The organism is Roseicella sp. DB1501, from assembly GCF_013112485.1.
GTDB lineage: Bacteria > Pseudomonadota > Alphaproteobacteria > Acetobacterales > Acetobacteraceae > Paracraurococcus.
The window spans coordinates 366,516-381,138 of the sequence record NZ_JABFHG010000002.1; the positions used below are offsets into that span (position 1 = coordinate 366,516).

Annotated in this window: 12 protein-coding genes; 3 read left to right on the forward strand and 9 right to left on the reverse strand. The window is 71.2% G+C overall.

The window, feature by feature from the left end; translation table 11 throughout:
- Window positions 1-107: 107 nt before the first annotated feature.
- From HJG45_RS05060 to HJG45_RS05075, 4 genes are all read right to left on the reverse strand, one after another.
- Complete coding sequence (locus HJG45_RS05060) at window positions 108-365, reverse strand: hypothetical protein (RefSeq protein WP_171610992.1); 258 nt, start codon at window positions 363-365, stop codon at window positions 108-110.
- Window positions 366-469: 104 nt separating this feature from the next.
- Complete coding sequence (locus tag HJG45_RS05065; RefSeq protein ID WP_171610993.1) at window positions 470-1,114, reverse strand: HAD family hydrolase; 645 nt, start codon at window positions 1,112-1,114, stop codon at window positions 470-472.
- 37 nt (window positions 1,115-1,151) lie between these two features.
- Window positions 1,152-2,681: a Wzz/FepE/Etk N-terminal domain-containing protein gene (locus HJG45_RS05070; protein ID WP_171610994.1), complete on the reverse strand. Its 1,530-nt coding sequence runs from the start codon at window positions 2,679-2,681 to the stop codon at window positions 1,152-1,154.
- 4 nt (window positions 2,682-2,685) lie between these two features.
- Window positions 2,686-4,257: a hypothetical protein gene (locus HJG45_RS05075; RefSeq protein ID WP_171610995.1), complete on the reverse strand. Its 1,572-nt coding sequence runs from the start codon at window positions 4,255-4,257 to the stop codon at window positions 2,686-2,688.
- 367 nt (window positions 4,258-4,624) lie between these two features.
- Between HJG45_RS05075 and HJG45_RS05080 the strand changes: the two genes are divergently transcribed.
- Both HJG45_RS05080 and HJG45_RS05085 read left to right on the forward strand, forming a co-directional pair.
- A complete protein-coding gene (locus HJG45_RS05080; protein ID WP_171610996.1) occupies window positions 4,625-5,902 on the forward strand; it encodes a polysaccharide biosynthesis/export family protein in 1,278 nt (425 codons plus the stop codon).
- A gap of 73 nt (window positions 5,903-5,975) precedes the next feature.
- Window positions 5,976-6,614 (forward strand): methyltransferase domain-containing protein, encoded by a 639-nt coding sequence (locus HJG45_RS05085; RefSeq protein ID WP_171610997.1) that lies wholly within the window; start codon window positions 5,976-5,978, stop codon window positions 6,612-6,614.
- A gap of 114 nt (window positions 6,615-6,728) precedes the next feature.
- On the opposite strand, the gene HJG45_RS05090 is transcribed toward HJG45_RS05085, so the two are convergent.
- Window positions 6,729-8,069, reverse strand: coding sequence for an O-antigen ligase (locus tag HJG45_RS05090; RefSeq protein ID WP_171610998.1), 1,341 nt, complete (start codon window positions 8,067-8,069; stop codon window positions 6,729-6,731).
- A 192-nt stretch (window positions 8,070-8,261) separates the two neighbouring features.
- Here HJG45_RS05090 and HJG45_RS05095 point away from each other — a divergent pair, with 192 nt between their 5' ends.
- Window positions 8,262-9,701: a lipopolysaccharide biosynthesis protein gene (locus tag HJG45_RS05095; protein ID WP_171610999.1), complete on the forward strand. Its 1,440-nt coding sequence runs from the start codon at window positions 8,262-8,264 to the stop codon at window positions 9,699-9,701.
- Between the two features lie 145 nt (window positions 9,702-9,846).
- On the opposite strand, the gene HJG45_RS05100 is transcribed toward HJG45_RS05095, so the two are convergent.
- The 4 genes from HJG45_RS05100 to HJG45_RS05115 all read right to left on the reverse strand — a co-directional run bounded on the left by HJG45_RS05100 (window position 9,847) and on the right by HJG45_RS05115 (window position 14,482).
- Window positions 9,847-11,424 (reverse strand): hypothetical protein, encoded by a 1,578-nt coding sequence (locus HJG45_RS05100; protein ID WP_171611000.1) that lies wholly within the window; start codon window positions 11,422-11,424, stop codon window positions 9,847-9,849.
- Between the two features lie 79 nt (window positions 11,425-11,503).
- The gene (locus HJG45_RS05105; RefSeq protein ID WP_171611001.1) at window positions 11,504-12,208 is read right to left on the reverse strand and encodes a glycosyltransferase; all 705 of its coding nucleotides are present in this window, start codon (window positions 12,206-12,208) and stop codon (window positions 11,504-11,506) included.
- Between the two features lie 98 nt (window positions 12,209-12,306).
- A complete protein-coding gene (locus tag HJG45_RS05110; protein WP_171611002.1) occupies window positions 12,307-13,131 on the reverse strand; it encodes a WecB/TagA/CpsF family glycosyltransferase in 825 nt (274 codons plus the stop codon).
- A gap of 148 nt (window positions 13,132-13,279) precedes the next feature.
- On the reverse strand, window positions 13,280-14,482 hold the full coding sequence (locus HJG45_RS05115; protein WP_171611003.1) for an exopolysaccharide biosynthesis polyprenyl glycosylphosphotransferase: 1,203 nt from the start codon (window positions 14,480-14,482) through the stop codon (window positions 13,280-13,282).
- Between the last annotated feature and the right edge of the window lie 141 nt (window positions 14,483-14,623).

Consider the following 14,623-nt stretch of genomic DNA (forward strand, 5'->3'; position numbering starts at 1 on the left):
CAGGCGGCCCTTGTCACGGCCGAAGCGCGCCGCCGGCGCCAGGGTTGCGGCGGGCGGGGATGGTCTGGCCGGGCCCGTCGCAGGACCCGGGCCGCATCAACGCCGCGTCAGGATGCCGCGGCGAGCGGCCGCAGCCGCAACTGCCCGGAATGGCAGACGAGGCGCTCCGCATGCGCCTCCGCCTCCCGCGGGCTGAGGCTCGGCACGAAGACCGCCAGCAGGCCGCCCGCCTCGCCCAGCGCCTGGCGATGCGACAGGCCGCGCTCGCGGGCATCGAGATAGCGCGCCAGCACCGCGCGGGACCACAACAGCCCGAGCGGGACGACGGCGTCGCCGACATGCAGGGTCGCCATCGCCTGGGTCATGCCCGAGCCTCCTGGCCTAGTGCGTAACGAGGTCATTTCGACGGGACCGATTCAACTCATCCCGGCGAGTCGCACCAAGCGCAGATGCGGGGAGAGCCGCGGCGTCAGCCAGCCGCCCGCAGCACGCCAAGCTCCACGAGCTCCTGCCGCAGCGCGTCGGGGCCGGTGAAATGGATGCCGTGCATGCCGAGCGCCGTCGCCGCCTCCGCATTGCGGCGATTGTCGTCGATATAGGCGATGGCATCGGGCAGCAGCCCGTAGCGCTCGACGAGCAGGTGATAGATCCGCGGATCGGGCTTCACCACCCTCTCCTGGCCCGAGACGATGATGCCCTGGAACCACGCCAGGAATTCGAAACGCTCGAGCGCGATCGGGAAGGTCTCATGCGACCAATTGGTGAGGGCGAAGAGCGGCACGCCGTCATCCTTCAGGTCGCGCAGGATATCGACCGTGCCCTGGATCGGGCCGGCCAGCATCTCGGACCAGCGGAGATGGTAGGCGTCGATCAGCGCGGCCTGCTCGGGATGGCGGGCCCGCAGCAGGGCCGTGCCTTCCGCCCAGCTTCGTCCGCCATCCTGCTCGAGATTCCAGGCGCCGGTGCAGATCTCCGCCAGGAAGCGCTCCATGCCCGCCTCGTCGCCGGGGAAGAGCTTCCGGTAGAGGTGGCGCGGATCCCAGTCGATCAGCACGCCGCCCAGATCGAATACGACCGTGCTGCGCCTGAGCCCGGCCTGCGGCGCCTCGGACATCGGTCGTCCCCCTCCCGCACCGGGCAGCCCGCTGCCCTCAGGCGCGACGCCCCGTGCGGCGGGGCGGCGCCTTGTTCAGAATGACGGCGAGCTCCTTGGTTTCCGGCTCCCGCACCAGCCGCAGGATCTCCAGGAAGTCCTCCGGCTCGGCCTTGCCCCATGGCCCGACCAGCACCAGCGCATCGAACGAGCCGGTCAGGGCGCGGAAATCGCCCGACCGCCCTGGCGACGGCAGGTCAACCAGCACGAAATCATAACCCGATCCCACGGCTTCGACGAGGCCGGCGAGCCAGTTCGGCGGCCGCGGCGCGTCGGGCCCGCGCGCCAGGTCGAGCGGCAGCAGATCCGGCCCGCTCGCCGCGTCGGCGCGAAGCGGGACCGGCTTCGGCGCGCCGCCCTCGCCCTGCCCCGGCGATGCGGCCGCAGCCGGGGCCAGCGCGCGGCTGAGCCCGGCCTCGACGCGATCCGCATCGACCAGCAGCGTCCGGTAGCCCGCGCCGGCGAGCAGGATGGCCAGGTTCGCCGCCAGCACCGTGCAGCCCGCTCCCTCACCCGCGCCGGCGAAGCCGATCACCAGCCTCTCCCCGCCGCGCCGCCATTCCTCGATGCCGGACCGCACCAAGCGCAGCCGCTCGGTGGCTTCGGCCTCCGGCTGCTCCTCGACATGGCGCAGCGCGCTGCCCGCCGGCCCCGGCTGCAGGACGGGCACCAAGCCGAGGCAGGGCAGGCCGACCGCGGCTTCGACCTCCCGCGCGCTGCGCAGCCGCCGGTCGAGCGCCCCCCGCATCGCGGCGATGCCGGCACCCCCGGCCAGGCCCAGCAGCCCGGCGCCGAGCAGGATCACCGCCGTGCCCGGCCCGGCCCGCTCGAGCGGCGGGAGGGCCGGCGAGATGATGCGGGTCGTCGAGGCGGGATGGGCGCGATCGGTGACCAGCATGCCGAGCCGGCGCTGATCCTCGACGAAGGCGGCCGCGATGGCATTGGCGAGGCGCGCGGACAGGCCCGCATCGCGGCTGGTGACGCCGATATCCACCACGAAGGAGTTGCCCTGGCGCCGCACCCGCGAGGTGGTGCGGAGCCGCTCGAGCGCCGCCTGCTCGCGCAGCCGGGCTTCCTCGGGGCCGGCATCGGACGATGCGGACAGGATCATCCGCAACCGGCCGAGGAGCGGCCGCCGCACCTGCCCGTAATTCGGATCGTCGGCCAGGTGCAATTCGCGCACGACGGCGCCGAGGATGAGATCCGACTGGATGGTCAGGATCTGCGTGTCGACATAGCCGAGATCGTCATTCGGGCTGCTCAGCTCCGCCGCCGGCCTGGGCCGCCGGTTGTCGACCACGAGGGAGGTGGTGGCGCTGTAGCGCGCCGGCAGCAGCAGGGCGGCGACGAGCCCCGCCAGCATCATCGCCGCGCCACAGCCCAGGATGAAGGCCCATCGGAGCCGCAGGAAGCGCAGCACGGCCCGCAATTCGGAGGGCGGCGCCTGCGCGGCCAGCAGCGCCGCAACCGCCCCGGACGGTTCCGTTCGTGGCAGCTCGATGCGAGGCAGAAGGCGCTGCGAGGCCATGGGGTCATGCGTCTCCGGGCATGTCGGTGAAGTACTGGCCGGCGACGCTGATCGCCGTCGTCTCGGTGAGATCGGCACCGGTCACCGGCGCGCCGGTGGATTGCCGCAGGAGATGCAGCTCTCTGCCGCCGCCATGCAGCACCGCGACCACCGGCTCGCCGCCCTTCCAGTGGCTGAGGACGGGCTGGAAGCCGATGCGATGCCCCTCGTCGGGGGCGGCCGCGGCATCGGGCAGGCCCTGGATGGTCACGGCGCCCCGCCCGGCCCGAAGCCCGCCGAGGCAGAGACTCAGCTCGAACACCGCCAGGCCGCCGATGCGCGTCACGGCGCCGAATTGCCGCGCCTGGACGATGCCGGCATCGCTGCCGGCGATGCAGAGCCGCGGCAGGAAGCGGCCGGGTTCCGACCAGGGCAGCTGCAGGTTGGTCGGCAGGCCCTCATGCACATTGCCGCCGAGGATCGTCGTCTCCCGCATCACCGCCGGGCTCGGCGTGGTTACGAAGGGCCCGAAGCCGGCGCTGCCGTAATCCCGCACCTCGAGGCCGAGGATCGTCGCACGCACCTGGCCGCAATGAACGGGGATGATGGTCCGCGGCGGCGGCAGGCTGGCGGCATCGCCATATTGCGAGAGCTGCACCGTGCAGGCGATGAGCCGCTGGTTGATGGCGTTGCCGCCGCTGCGGAAGCCGTAGCCGCCATTCTCCCGGCCCGGCGGCGCCGCATTGTCCGCGAGCCGCGGGCTGTCGGCGCTGCAGGCCATGAAGGTGTTGCCCTCGCCCTCGTCGAGGAAGCCGATCAGCAGCGGCGGGTCGGCGGCGTAGTAGGTGGACCAGGCATGCAGCCGGGCGAAGTGGTTGTGCGCGCCCGGCGCATGGAGGCCGATCGGAAAATGCTGCAGCACGCCATCGGCGAAATGGCAATCGGAGGCCGCGACGACGAGGCCGCGCCGCCCGGGCGCCGGCGCCACGCCGCCATCGCGACGGCTGGCGGCGATCACCTCGAAATTCTGGCCGAACAACTCGTAGCCGCCGTCCACCACCCAGCCATCCGCCAGGCAATTGCGGATCCGCAGGCCATCGACCCGGTCCTTCTGAGCATTGCCGTGACAGAGGCCGCCCACGCCGCTCTGGCGATTGCAGTCGATGACGAGATTGAGGAGGTTCGTGGCGCGCGCATAGCCGGCGGCGTCGTAGTCGATCCGCCGCCTCCGCATCGCCACCACGCTTTCCCCGCGGAAGCCCGGCGCGGCGCGGAAGCCGCCCCATCCGCCGTCGATGGTGACCCCGGCGCGAAGCTGGATGGTGTCCGTGACCTCGAGGATCCGGCCGTCCAGGACCAGCGTGCCGCCGCCGGCGAGCGAGAGCGTGTCGATCGCGGCCTGGATGCGGGCCGTCGGCGTGGCGCCGGGAAACATCTCCGGCACCTTCCGGAGGCCGGCGAGCTGCGCCAGCTCGGGCAGGTTGCGCGGCATCGCCTGCCTCGCCGCATCGAAGACCAGCTCGCCCAGGCGATGCTGCGCCTCCTCGAGATCGCAGCGCGCGAGAAGCTCCGCGATCCTGCGTTGCGCATCGGCCATCCGTGATCTGCTCCGGACTGCGCGGGGCCTGCCGGATGAACCGGCGTGACTGGCCCCGATCGGCGTGAACTGGCTGGCAGACAGGGGAATGAAGGCCGCCTGCAAGGTCGGCGCATCCTAGGCAATCCCGGATGATGCGTCTCTCTTGCATAGCGTAACATTGACGTAATTGCATCGAAACCGGGCTCGCGCCGATACGCCAAGTTTGCGACATCTCCGGTGCCAGCAGGCAGGTCGCTCCGGCGGTGCGGCCGGGTCGCCGGATCTGGCGTCGCTGGAAGGACTCTCGATGGCGCGTTGCGGCAAGGATCGGATCGGTCATCGGCCCGCAGGGCCACGGTCACGTCCTGGCGGATACGGGCGGGCGATGCTGCTCGCCACCCTTCTCGGCCTGACCGCCGCGCGGCCGGCCACGGCCGAGGACGCGCCCGCCTATCAGCTCGGGCCGATGGACCGGCTGCGCATCGCCGTCTCCGAGTGGTCGAGCGCCGGCGGCGAGATCCGCACGCGGCTGACCGGCGAGTTCACGGTGGATTCCGCCGGCATCCTCTCCGTGCCCATGCTCGGCTCGATGCCGGCGGCCGGGCGGAGCATCGCCGAGCTGAGCGCGGCGATTTCCGATCGCATGCAGGAGCGCGCCGGGCTGATCAAGCCGCCGGTCACGGCCATCGAGATCGTCCAGTACCGCCCCTTCTACATCCTCGGCTTCGTTGAGCGGCCCGGCGAGTATCCCTTCCGTCCGGGGATGACGGCGCTGCAGGCGGTCGCGGTCGCCGGCGGGATCTTCCGCGCGCCCAACACCGCCCATCTTCGGCTCGACCGGGATGCCGTCGCCGCGCGCGGCGAGGCCGAGCTGCAGCATGCGCGGCTCGACGAGCTGCTGGTGCGGCAGGCCAGGGTGCAGGCAGAGCTGGAAGATCGCCGCATCGTCGAGATGCCGCAGGCCCTGGCCGGCCGCGCCGATGATCCGGTGCCGGGACGGTTGCTGCACCAGGAGCAGACGGCCCTGCTGGCGCGCCGGGATGCGCTCGAGGCCCTGATCCGGGAGCAGCAGGAGCTGCGCAAGCTCGCTCAGGATGAGGAGGCCTCGCTGCGGGACCAGCTCAAGGCGCAGGAGCAGCGGCTGTCCGTCGTCGAGCGCGAGGCCGACGAGATCCGCTCGCTGAAGGCGCGCGGGCTCACCACCACCGCCCGCGAGTTCTCCATCGCCGCCGCCGCCGCCGAGGTGGAGGCCAGGCGCCGGGCGCTCTTCACGGAGATCCTGCGCGCCGGGCAAAGCATCGTGCGAGCCGAGCAGGCGGTGCGCCAGCTCCGCACCGACCGCCGCCTGCAGCTACTCCGCGAGGCGGAGGCGCTGCGCAGCCAGATCGAGGATGCGACCAAGCGGGGCCAGATGGCCGAGCAGCTGCGGGACGAGGCGGAGAGCACCGCCCAGATGCTCGGCGCGACCCTGGCCGCGCAGCAGCGGGCGCCAACCTATCTGGTCATCCGGCAGAAGCAGGCGCCGATGCTGGCCAGCGAGGCGACGCCGCTCCTCCCGGGCGACATCCTGCAGGTCATCTCCCAGCCGGCGCCGCAGCGTCCCTGGCGCAGCGCCATGCTGCCGGGGAAGGCGGCCGAGGACGGCCTCACCCGCAGCGACTGACGCACCTGCCGCCTACGCCGGCCGGACGCGCCGGTGCCGATCCCCGATCGCCCCGAATCAAGGATTTCCCCTCATGTTGGACGTCGTGCAGAGCGCGGATTACAAATACGAGGATCCGTTGCTCAACTCGTCGCACCGGTATCTTCTTCCGGCGGCGATCAAGCTGCTCGACGCCGCGGCCGGGACGGGCCTGGAACGCCGGGTCTTCGATCTCGGCTGCGGCAATGGCAGCGTCTCCGCCGCGATTGCCGAGCGGGGCTACAAGGTGACGGGCGTGGACCCCTCGGAGCGCGGGGTGGCGCTCGGCCAGGCGCGGTATCCAAAGGTCACGCTCCTCAACCGGTCGGGCTATGACGACCTCGTCGCGGAATTCGGCACCTTCCCGCTCGTAACCTGCCTCGAGGTAATCGAGCATGTGTACTACCCGCGGAAGTTGCTGAAGACCGCCTTCGATCTGGTGCAGCCGGGCGGCGTCCTCTGCCTCAGCACGCCCTTCCACGGATATCTGAAGAACCTGCTGCTCGCCCTCAGCGGCCAGCTCGACCGCCATTTCGATGTCCTAGAAGACAACGGCCACATCAAATTCTTCTCCGTCCCGACCCTGCGCCGCTTGCTGGCGGAGGCAGGATTCACGGAGATCGAGTTTCATATGATCGGCCGAATGCCCGTAATTGCGAAATCCATGATGGTGACGGCCCGCCGTCCCAGGTGACGCGGGCGGCAGGATGCGCGATCGCGCTGCCGGTCCTGGAAGCCTGAAGCCGCGACGATCCCGGGCGGAGGCGCCCCGCCTCCTGCCTCTGCCGTCATCCCTGTGCGGCCTGGCCTACGCCCTCGGCGCCGGCGCCGCGAACAGCGTGATCGCGGCGAGAGCGACGGTGACCTGCGCAAAATCCGTGGCGCGAAAGAAGAAGGTCTCCGTCAGATTGATCGTGAAGGACAGGATGACATAGCCGAAGGTCGCCTCGATACCGAAGCGCGCGCCGGGATCCAGCCGGGCCGCGCCGAGGATCGCCAGGCGCAGCCGCCGACAGAGCATAAGGACAAAGCCGGCGAAGAGCAGGTAGCCGAGCAGGCCCTGCTCGACGAGAAGCGCCACATAGCCGCTATGGAAATTGTCGAGCACCCAGCCATGGGTCCGCTCGAACAGCTCGTAGCGCAGGGGATCGGTCCAGAAGCCCTGGATGCCGAAGCCGAGGAGTGGCCGCTCCGTCCAGCCGCTGAGGGCGTAGTGCCAGATCACGGTCCGGTCGGTCAGGTCGATCTCGGCCCCGAAGAACGGGAAATAGGGCAGGTCCATGCCGACAAGGATGGCGATGCCGGCGCTGGCGAGGCCGAGGGTGACGGCCGGCAGGTAGGAGATCGCGCCCGCCAGCCTGGCCGACCGCCTGGCCGCCAGCACGCAGACGACCGCCGCCACCGCCATCGCGGCCCCGCCCCGCGAACCGGCCCCGATGACCGCCGCGATGCCGGCGATGAGTCCCAGGATGGCAACGGGCGTGACCGCGTAGCAGAGCCGCAGCAGGCTCAGGAAGACCAGCGAGGCGGAAACCATGCCGAGCGTCTGCTTGGAGACGAAGAGGCCGGACCACTGCCCCGCATGCTGCCAGGTCTGGAGAACGCCGATGGAAGGCACGAAGACCGCCGCGGCGACGGAGGCCAGGACGAGCAGCAGCAGGCTCCAGAACAACAGCCGGAACAGCGCGTCGCAGTGCAGGCTCGCGGCCAGCCGCCAGGTCCCGAATGTCGTGAAGGCCAGCACCGCCGCCTTCTCGACGCTGCTGGCCGGCTGGTTGCTCCAGGCCACGGAGGACACCGCCCAGGCGACGAGCAGGGCCGGCAGGAGAAGGCCCGCGACCGGCGACGGCCGCTGCTGGACGCCTGGCAGGAAGGACACGCCGATGGCCAGCATCCAGAAGGCGGCGCCGGCCAACTTCTGCCCAAGCTCGACGACGGCGTCCGGCAGCCCGACGATCGCGGGGTTGACGTTGCCGCAGCTGACAAGCGCGATGGCGATGACGAGCGCCATCAGCGTCCGCGAGCCGGATGCGGCATCAGCGCCGGCCGGCCGCAGCGCGGATCGCTGCGCCAGCAGCCGCAGCCAGGCTGGATGACGCCGCGGTCCCGGCCAGGCTGCATGCCGAAGATCCTTGACGGCGTCGCTCAATCATCCATTCCCAGCTGTCAGGCGGCTTGCCTGCCGATCACGACCGCAGCGCCATCGCGGATCCCACTTCATGCTGCGTACCAGACGCCATGTCGCGCCGGCGCCGCACCTCATCCCACTAACGCAATGTTAAGGTGTCAACGCGATCGGCTCCGCTAAAAAGGCTGCGATGGATCGTGGAAGGATCGGGAGTTGCAGGGGCGTACGGGGAAGGCACTTTTTTGGACGTTGCTCGATGTCGGTGCGAGCCAGGGCCTCTCCTTCCTCCTCTACGTCATCCTCACCCGCATCCTGACGCCGGGGGATTACGGCGTCTTCGCGCTCTCCCTCTCCGTCACGAGCATCCTGAACATCGTCGCCTTCCAGGGCTTCGGCGATGCGTTGATCCAGCGCGAGGCGACGAGCGAGGACGATCGCAGCACCGCCTTCTGGACCACTCTGGCCCTCGGCACCCTGCTCGGCCTCGGCCTTGCTCTCGCGGCGCCGTATCTGGCCCGCGCCTTCGAAATCGAGGCGCTTGGCCCCGTATTGCAGGCCATGTCCCTGCTCTGCCCACTGCGGGCGCTGATCAGCGTGCAGACGGCGCTCTGCCGTCGGGATCTGCATGTGGCGATCTTCGCCCTGCGCGCCATCGGCGCCTATCTGGTGGGCGGCGCGATCGGCATCGCTCTGGCGCTGCGCGGCTGGGGCATCTGGTCCCTGGTCATCTGCCAGATCGTGCAGGCCCTGTTCATGCTCGTCGTGATGTGGACCACGGTGTCCTGGGTCCCGCGCCTGCGCTTCTCCCACGCCTCCTTCCGGGCCCTGGCCGGGTTCAGCCGGCATTTCCTCGCCGCCAGCCTGCTGATCTCAATCGCCGACAAGATCGACAACCTCGTCATCGGCCTGGTGCTCGATGCGCCATCGGTCGGGCATTACAATCTCGCGCTGAAGGTGCTGCAGGCGGCCGGCCTGCTGACGATGGCGCCGCTGCTGCCGCTGCTGCTGCCCGTGCTCTCGCGCCTGGCGCATGACCGTGCCGCCTTCCGCGACGAGTATGTCCGCCTGGTGAGCGGGTGCCTGGTGATGGCGATGCCGCTCGCGGCCGGCCTCGGGATCCTGGCGCCGCGGCTCGTGCCGCTCGCCTTCGGCCCGCAATGGGACGGCGCGGTGCCGGTGCTGCAGGCCATGTGCCTCGGCAGCGCCGTCGCCCCGCTCTGGTCCTTCACCGGCCAGGCGCTGTCGGCGCAGGGACAGCCGAAGCGCTTCGCCTGGCTGGCCTCGCTCCAGGTGCTGCTGGCCAGCGCGGCCTTCCTGGCCGCCTCGCTCTTCGGCATCGTCGCCGTCGGCCTTGCCTGGGCGCTGGTCTCGATCGCGCTGGTGCCGCTGCATGTCGTCACGCTGAAGCGCGTCGTCGGCGTGTCCTTCGCGCCGCTGCTGGTGCAGGCCTTGCGCATCGCCGCCGCGACGCTGAGCATGGCCGTGGTGATGGTGGCTGAAGCGCGGCTGCTCGGCGGGCCGATCTGGCTGACCGCCGCGACCGGCATCCTGGTCTATGCCGTGGCCATCGAGCTGGCCTTCCTGCCGGGTTATCTCAGCCGCCTGCTGCACTCGGCCTGGAGCCTGCTGCGGCTGGTCGATCGCCTCTCCTGACATCGCGGCCGGTCGCGCCCTGGACCATGATCCGCTCGCACAGGGTCGCGGATCATGGTCCAGGCCGTTGTTTGATCGCGTGAGTCACGTTGTTCGGTAAGTCCACCTCAAGCGATCACGCTCCAGGTCGGCAATCGCCGCGCCGTCACGCCCTGCCGCGGCGGCCGGGCAGGCGTCTCCGGATCCGCCGCAGCACCACCCAGGGATCGAAGACGACGCGCTTGCCATCGGTGAGGATGACGCCATCGGCCATGGACAGGGTGTGCAGCCCATCGGGATAGGGCCCGTCCGGCTCCGGCACGAGGCGCGCCACCGGCTCCTCCCGGTAGGACTCGGGCGTGCAGTGGAGGATGCGGTTGAGCACGAGCGCCGATCCATACCCGCCGCTGCAATCCTGCGTCGGCCGGATCAGCTCGCCATGGAGCTGGAAGACCGGGCCGGCGCAGCGCGAGGAGCGAAGATCGAATTTCACGGGATTGAGCCGGTGCGGGGTCCAAGGCCCCTCCAGCCGCTCCGCCCAACGCAGGCAGAGATTGTCGTCCAGGCCGAGATCGCCATCCGTATAGGCGAGCCAGAGCAGGCCCCCATGGCGGAACAGCGTCGCATCCGCCATGGCGACATTCTCGGCGATGGTGACGGCCGGCCTCGGCGGCGCGTCCGGATGCAGCTCGTAGAGCACCTGCCGACGGCTCGCCGCCATCTCCGGCAGGCAATAGGTGCGGCCGCCCTCCTCCCAGGTGAAGGGATAGGAGAGATGGCAGCGCAGCCCGAGCGGCACCTCCGCGGCCGGGATATCCGGGCCGGCATCGAGACGCAGGGCCTGCAGCCGCCCGAGGCCGCTCGCATGGTCGAAGCGCTCGCAGAGCAGCATCCCGGGACGCCCCGGCCAGGGGAAGGGATCGGCGAGGAATCCCTCGGCAGGCGGCAGCGCCAGCCAGCGTTCCGGCACCAGGGGCTCGCCCGCCAGCAGCCGCTCGGGCGCGATCCTCGCCAGGCCGATCGCCCAATGCTCGGTGGTGAGCTTGTTGCGCAGCTGCTGCCGGAGGAAGCCGAGGCGCCATCGCCAGGGTGCATCGCGGCGGGCGGCGGGCTCCGGCTGCCAGGGCGGCGCCGGCTCCGGCGCCAGGACGGCGCGCCGGATCATGGCGACGAGCGCGATCCCGACCGCCCGCAGCAATTGCGGATAGCTCCGCCGGCCAGAGAGATGCGCCGCGCCGATCCGTGACCAGCTGCGGCCGGCATCCAGGCTCTGCACCAGGAACAGCGAGAGGAGCGCCTGCGTCCCGCAGCACCGCTCGCGCCCGAACCAGGGGCTGAGCACCGCCCTGCCCGACGCGTCGACCACGCGCCAGAGGCGCCACTCGCGCGTCGCCTCGCGCCCGTGCAGGTCGAGCAGCACGGCCTCGCCGGGATCGGCTGCCGGCGAGGGCGCGGCCGGGCCGGACCAGTCGAGGCTCGTGCCGCGCAGCCGGGCCCGCCAGCGCCCGCGGCGCGGCGCGGCGCCGCCGGAGGAGATGGTGACCGCGCTGCCGAGGGCGGCGCGCAGTGCCGTCGCCAAGGGCGAGGCTTCGGCGACGCCGCTTAGATACAGCCCCGTCACCGTCGCGGGGATGCTGCCCTCTGGCGACGACGCCGCCGGTGCGTCCAGCGGCTGGCTCGCGCCGCGGAGGCGCGCCGCGGCACCCGGATGGCGCAGCCGCGTCGCGGGTGCCGTGACGCCCACGCCAGGCTTGCCGGCCTCGCCCCGGAACTGGCGCTGGGACAGGGGAAGGCGCTTCCCGGCCGCCGAACTGCTCACCGGGTCACGCCCAGGCCTGTTCGACGCGCCGCTTCACCGCCTGCGCCATGCGCACCGGCAGCGGCAGGTCCTTCGCCCAGGAGCGATCCCACCAATGGATCGCCAGGGTCGTGTCCCGGATGCAGGCCGGGGTGAATTCCGCGCCATAGGCATAGGGGAAGAAAACCGGCGCGGGCAGGATCCGGATATCGCCGATATCAATGCCATCCGGCGCCTCCTGCCGCAATCCGTGCCGGCGCAGCAGCCGCGTGATCAGCTTCGGGCCGTAGCGGGTCGGCCGGTCGAGACCAAAGGGGATGGGCCGCATGCGCAGCAGCGTCTGCAGCGCCTCGCCGATGAACCAGTGCCCGGCGACGGCGCCGAAGCAGCCATTCGCCACCAGATCGCTCGCCTTGGCGGCGCCCTGGAATGCCAGGAAGCAGTGCTGATGCAGCAGAGAGTCGAGCGGTTGCAGCACCTCGATATCCGTATCGAGATAGATGCCGCCATGCGCGTGCACCGCCATCAGCCGCGCGGCATCGGCGACGGTGGACCATTTGCGCAGCCGGTAGGCCCTGGCGATCAGGGGATGCGACAGATCGATATTCGCCTCGCTCCAGCGCGTGATCTCCCAATCGGGGTGCAGGCGCCGCCAGCCATCGACATGGGCCTGGTAGCGGGCGGGAAGCGGGCCGCCGACCCAGACGTAATGCAGGCGCTTCGGGATCATGGCTGCTGCTCCGCTGGACTCGGACGATGCGTTGCCCGCGGCGGTGACCGGCCTGCCGGGGGACTGCATGTCGGGGGATGCATGCGGCAGCGGCGGCATCAGGCGCCACCACCGGCGGCGAGGTCGCGCCGCGCCGCCGCGACCGGGCGCGCCAGCCAGGCCGCGAGGAAGCGGCGGCCGAAATGCCCGTAATCGAGGAGGTAGCGCCGCCAGAGCCGCTCCGGCTCGCGCCACAGCCGATAGGCCCAGCGCAGGTTCAGGGCGTCGACCCAGCCGGGATAGTAGCGCAGGCCGCCGGCGAGCTGATCGAGATAGCCGCCGCAGGTGATGCCGATGCCGGTCCAGCCCGCCTCGGCCAGGTCCTGCAGGAAGGCCTCCTGCGCCACGCTGCCCATGCCGCAGACCACGAGGTCGGGCGCCGCCGCGGCGAGGTCGCGGATCGTCGCCGTCATGTCGCCATGGCCGCTCCAGGCGCCGATGCAGCGCAGCGCCGGAAAGCGCTGCTGGATCGCCTGCTGCGCCCGGGCCGCGACGCCCGGCCGGCCGCCGACGAAGGCGATGCTGCGGCCCTGTTCGGTGGCGTGCCCGAAGACGGGCAAGGCCAGCGAGGTGCTGTCGAAGCTGATCCTCGCCGCCTGGCGGCCGAGAAGCGCACGGATGGCCAGCGCCATGCCGATCCCGTCCGGCAGGACGAGGTCGAAGCGCTGCAGCAGCGCATGGAAGGCCGGGTTGCGTTTGGCGCAGGCCACGGCCGCCGGATTGACGAAGGTGACGAGCCGCGCGCGCCCCACGGCGCCGGGGGCCGCTGCGAGCTGGCCCGCCAGCCAGCGCGACGCCGTCTCGAGGCTCGGCGCGGCATCGACGGGCAGGCCGAGGACCAGGCCCCGCTGGATGCCCGCGCCGTGTCTTGGCCTCTGCACCATGGATGTGTCTGCAGGGCGCGCATCACCGGATCGAAGCATGGCCCACCGCATCTCCGTCGCCGGGATTGTCTGGATGTCGGGTTGCGTCGCCTGTGCTGCCGCAGCCGCGCCGGCCTCGTGGCCCGTGCGGGCCCATCCGGGCGATGCGTCAGTCCGCATCGAGCGTCGCGAAGCGGCCGAGGATGGTCCGCTGGATGATGATGAGGTCGAGGAGGATGCTCCAGTTCGAGATGTACCAGAGATCCAGCGCCACCCGGCGGCGCGCCTTCTCCAGCGTGTCCACCTCGCCGCGGGAGCCGTTCACCTGCGCCCAGCCGGTGATCCCCGGCTTCATGCGGTGACGGATGGGATAGCTCTCGACAGCGTCGCGGTAACAGCGGCCCTCGACCTGCATGCGGACGGCATGCGGCCGCGGCCCGACGAGGGACATCTCGCCGCGCAGCACGTTCAGGAGCTGCGGCAGTTCGTCGATGCTCAGCCGGCGCAGGATGCGGCCGAGCGGGGTGACCCGCGGATCCCGCACCAGGGTGCGACGCGCCCCGGAGACGTCGCCGCGATCCACGTACATGGAGCGCAGCTTCCAGATCGTGATTGTGCCGCCGCCGCAGCCGAAGCGGGACTGCCGGAAGAAGGCCGGGCCCGGCGATTCGAGACGGATGAGCAGGGCCGCCAGGAGGATGAGCGGCGCGAAGAGCAGCAGGCCGAGGCTGGCGCCGGCGACGTCCAGCGCCCGCTTGGCAAGGCCGGTCCGGCCGGTGAGCAGGTTCGGCAGGATCTCGACGACGTCGTGCACCATGGCATGGGCCGTGCTCGGCTGGGTCGAGAGGAAGATGCCGACCGGCAGCTCGGCGACGCGATCGAGCACCGCATCCCGCCGGTCCGGCGGAATGCCCATCAGCACGACGGCCTCGACATGGCCGCCATCGACCAGTTGCCGCAGGCGCTGCAGGCCCTGCGGATCGTCGAAGGCCAGGCAGCAGACCACGGGGCAGCGTAGATCCGCGCCGAGCGCGGCGGGGCTGGCGTGCGACGATGCGGCGGGGGCGAGGACGGCGATGCCGCCATCCGTCAGCGCCCATCCCAGGTCATGGATGATGGCGCGGGTCAGGTAGATCAGCAGGATCGACGGCAGGGCCCAGGCCAGCACGAAGGATGCGCCCCCGGCGCCCCACAGCCCTTCGAGGCTGAAGAGCGTGAGGAAGGCGATCGCCGAGCCGAGGGCCGCCCTGCCCGGCTTCGAGGGATTCGCCGCCAGCGGATGCCGGCTGCCGCAGCCGATCAGCCGGCGGCTGAGGAAGGACAGGGCGATGACCGCGAGCGCCATGGGAAGCAAGGCGGGTCGTTCCAGCATGCCGGGCTCGAAGACAGGCCCAGGCCAGCGCCGAGCGCGACGATGGCCGCGACCTCGAAGACGCAATACATGATGTGGATATTCTGCCGCTGCGTGACGGTGCGCGGCGTGCCGCCCCTCCTGGTCCCGCCCGGAGAAAAG

Bases quoted from the DNA above. Each gene is read 5' to 3' on its own strand.
- HJG45_RS05085 (WP_171610997.1), top strand. From the start codon at position 5,976: ATGTTGGACGTCGTGCAGAGCGCGGATTACAAATACGAGGATCCGTTG.
- HJG45_RS05115 (WP_171611003.1), bottom strand. From the start codon at position 14,482: ATGCTGGAACGACCCGCCTTGCTTCCCATGGCGCTCGCGGTCATCGCC.
- HJG45_RS05075 (WP_171610995.1), bottom strand. From the start codon at position 4,257: ATGGCCGATGCGCAACGCAGGATCGCGGAGCTTCTCGCGCGCTGCGAT.
- HJG45_RS05065 (WP_171610993.1), bottom strand. From the start codon at position 1,114: ATGTCCGAGGCGCCGCAGGCCGGGCTCAGGCGCAGCACGGTCGTATTC.
- HJG45_RS05105 (WP_171611001.1), bottom strand. From the start codon at position 12,208: ATGATCCCGAAGCGCCTGCATTACGTCTGGGTCGGCGGCCCGCTTCCC.
- HJG45_RS05070 (WP_171610994.1), bottom strand. From the start codon at position 2,681: ATGGCCTCGCAGCGCCTTCTGCCTCGCATCGAGCTGCCACGAACGGAA.
- HJG45_RS05060 (WP_171610992.1), bottom strand. From the start codon at position 365: ATGACCCAGGCGATGGCGACCCTGCATGTCGGCGACGCCGTCGTCCCG.
- HJG45_RS05080 (WP_171610996.1), top strand. From the start codon at position 4,625: ATGCTGCTCGCCACCCTTCTCGGCCTGACCGCCGCGCGGCCGGCCACG.
- HJG45_RS05110 (WP_171611002.1), bottom strand. From the start codon at position 13,131: ATGGTGCAGAGGCCAAGACACGGCGCGGGCATCCAGCGGGGCCTGGTC.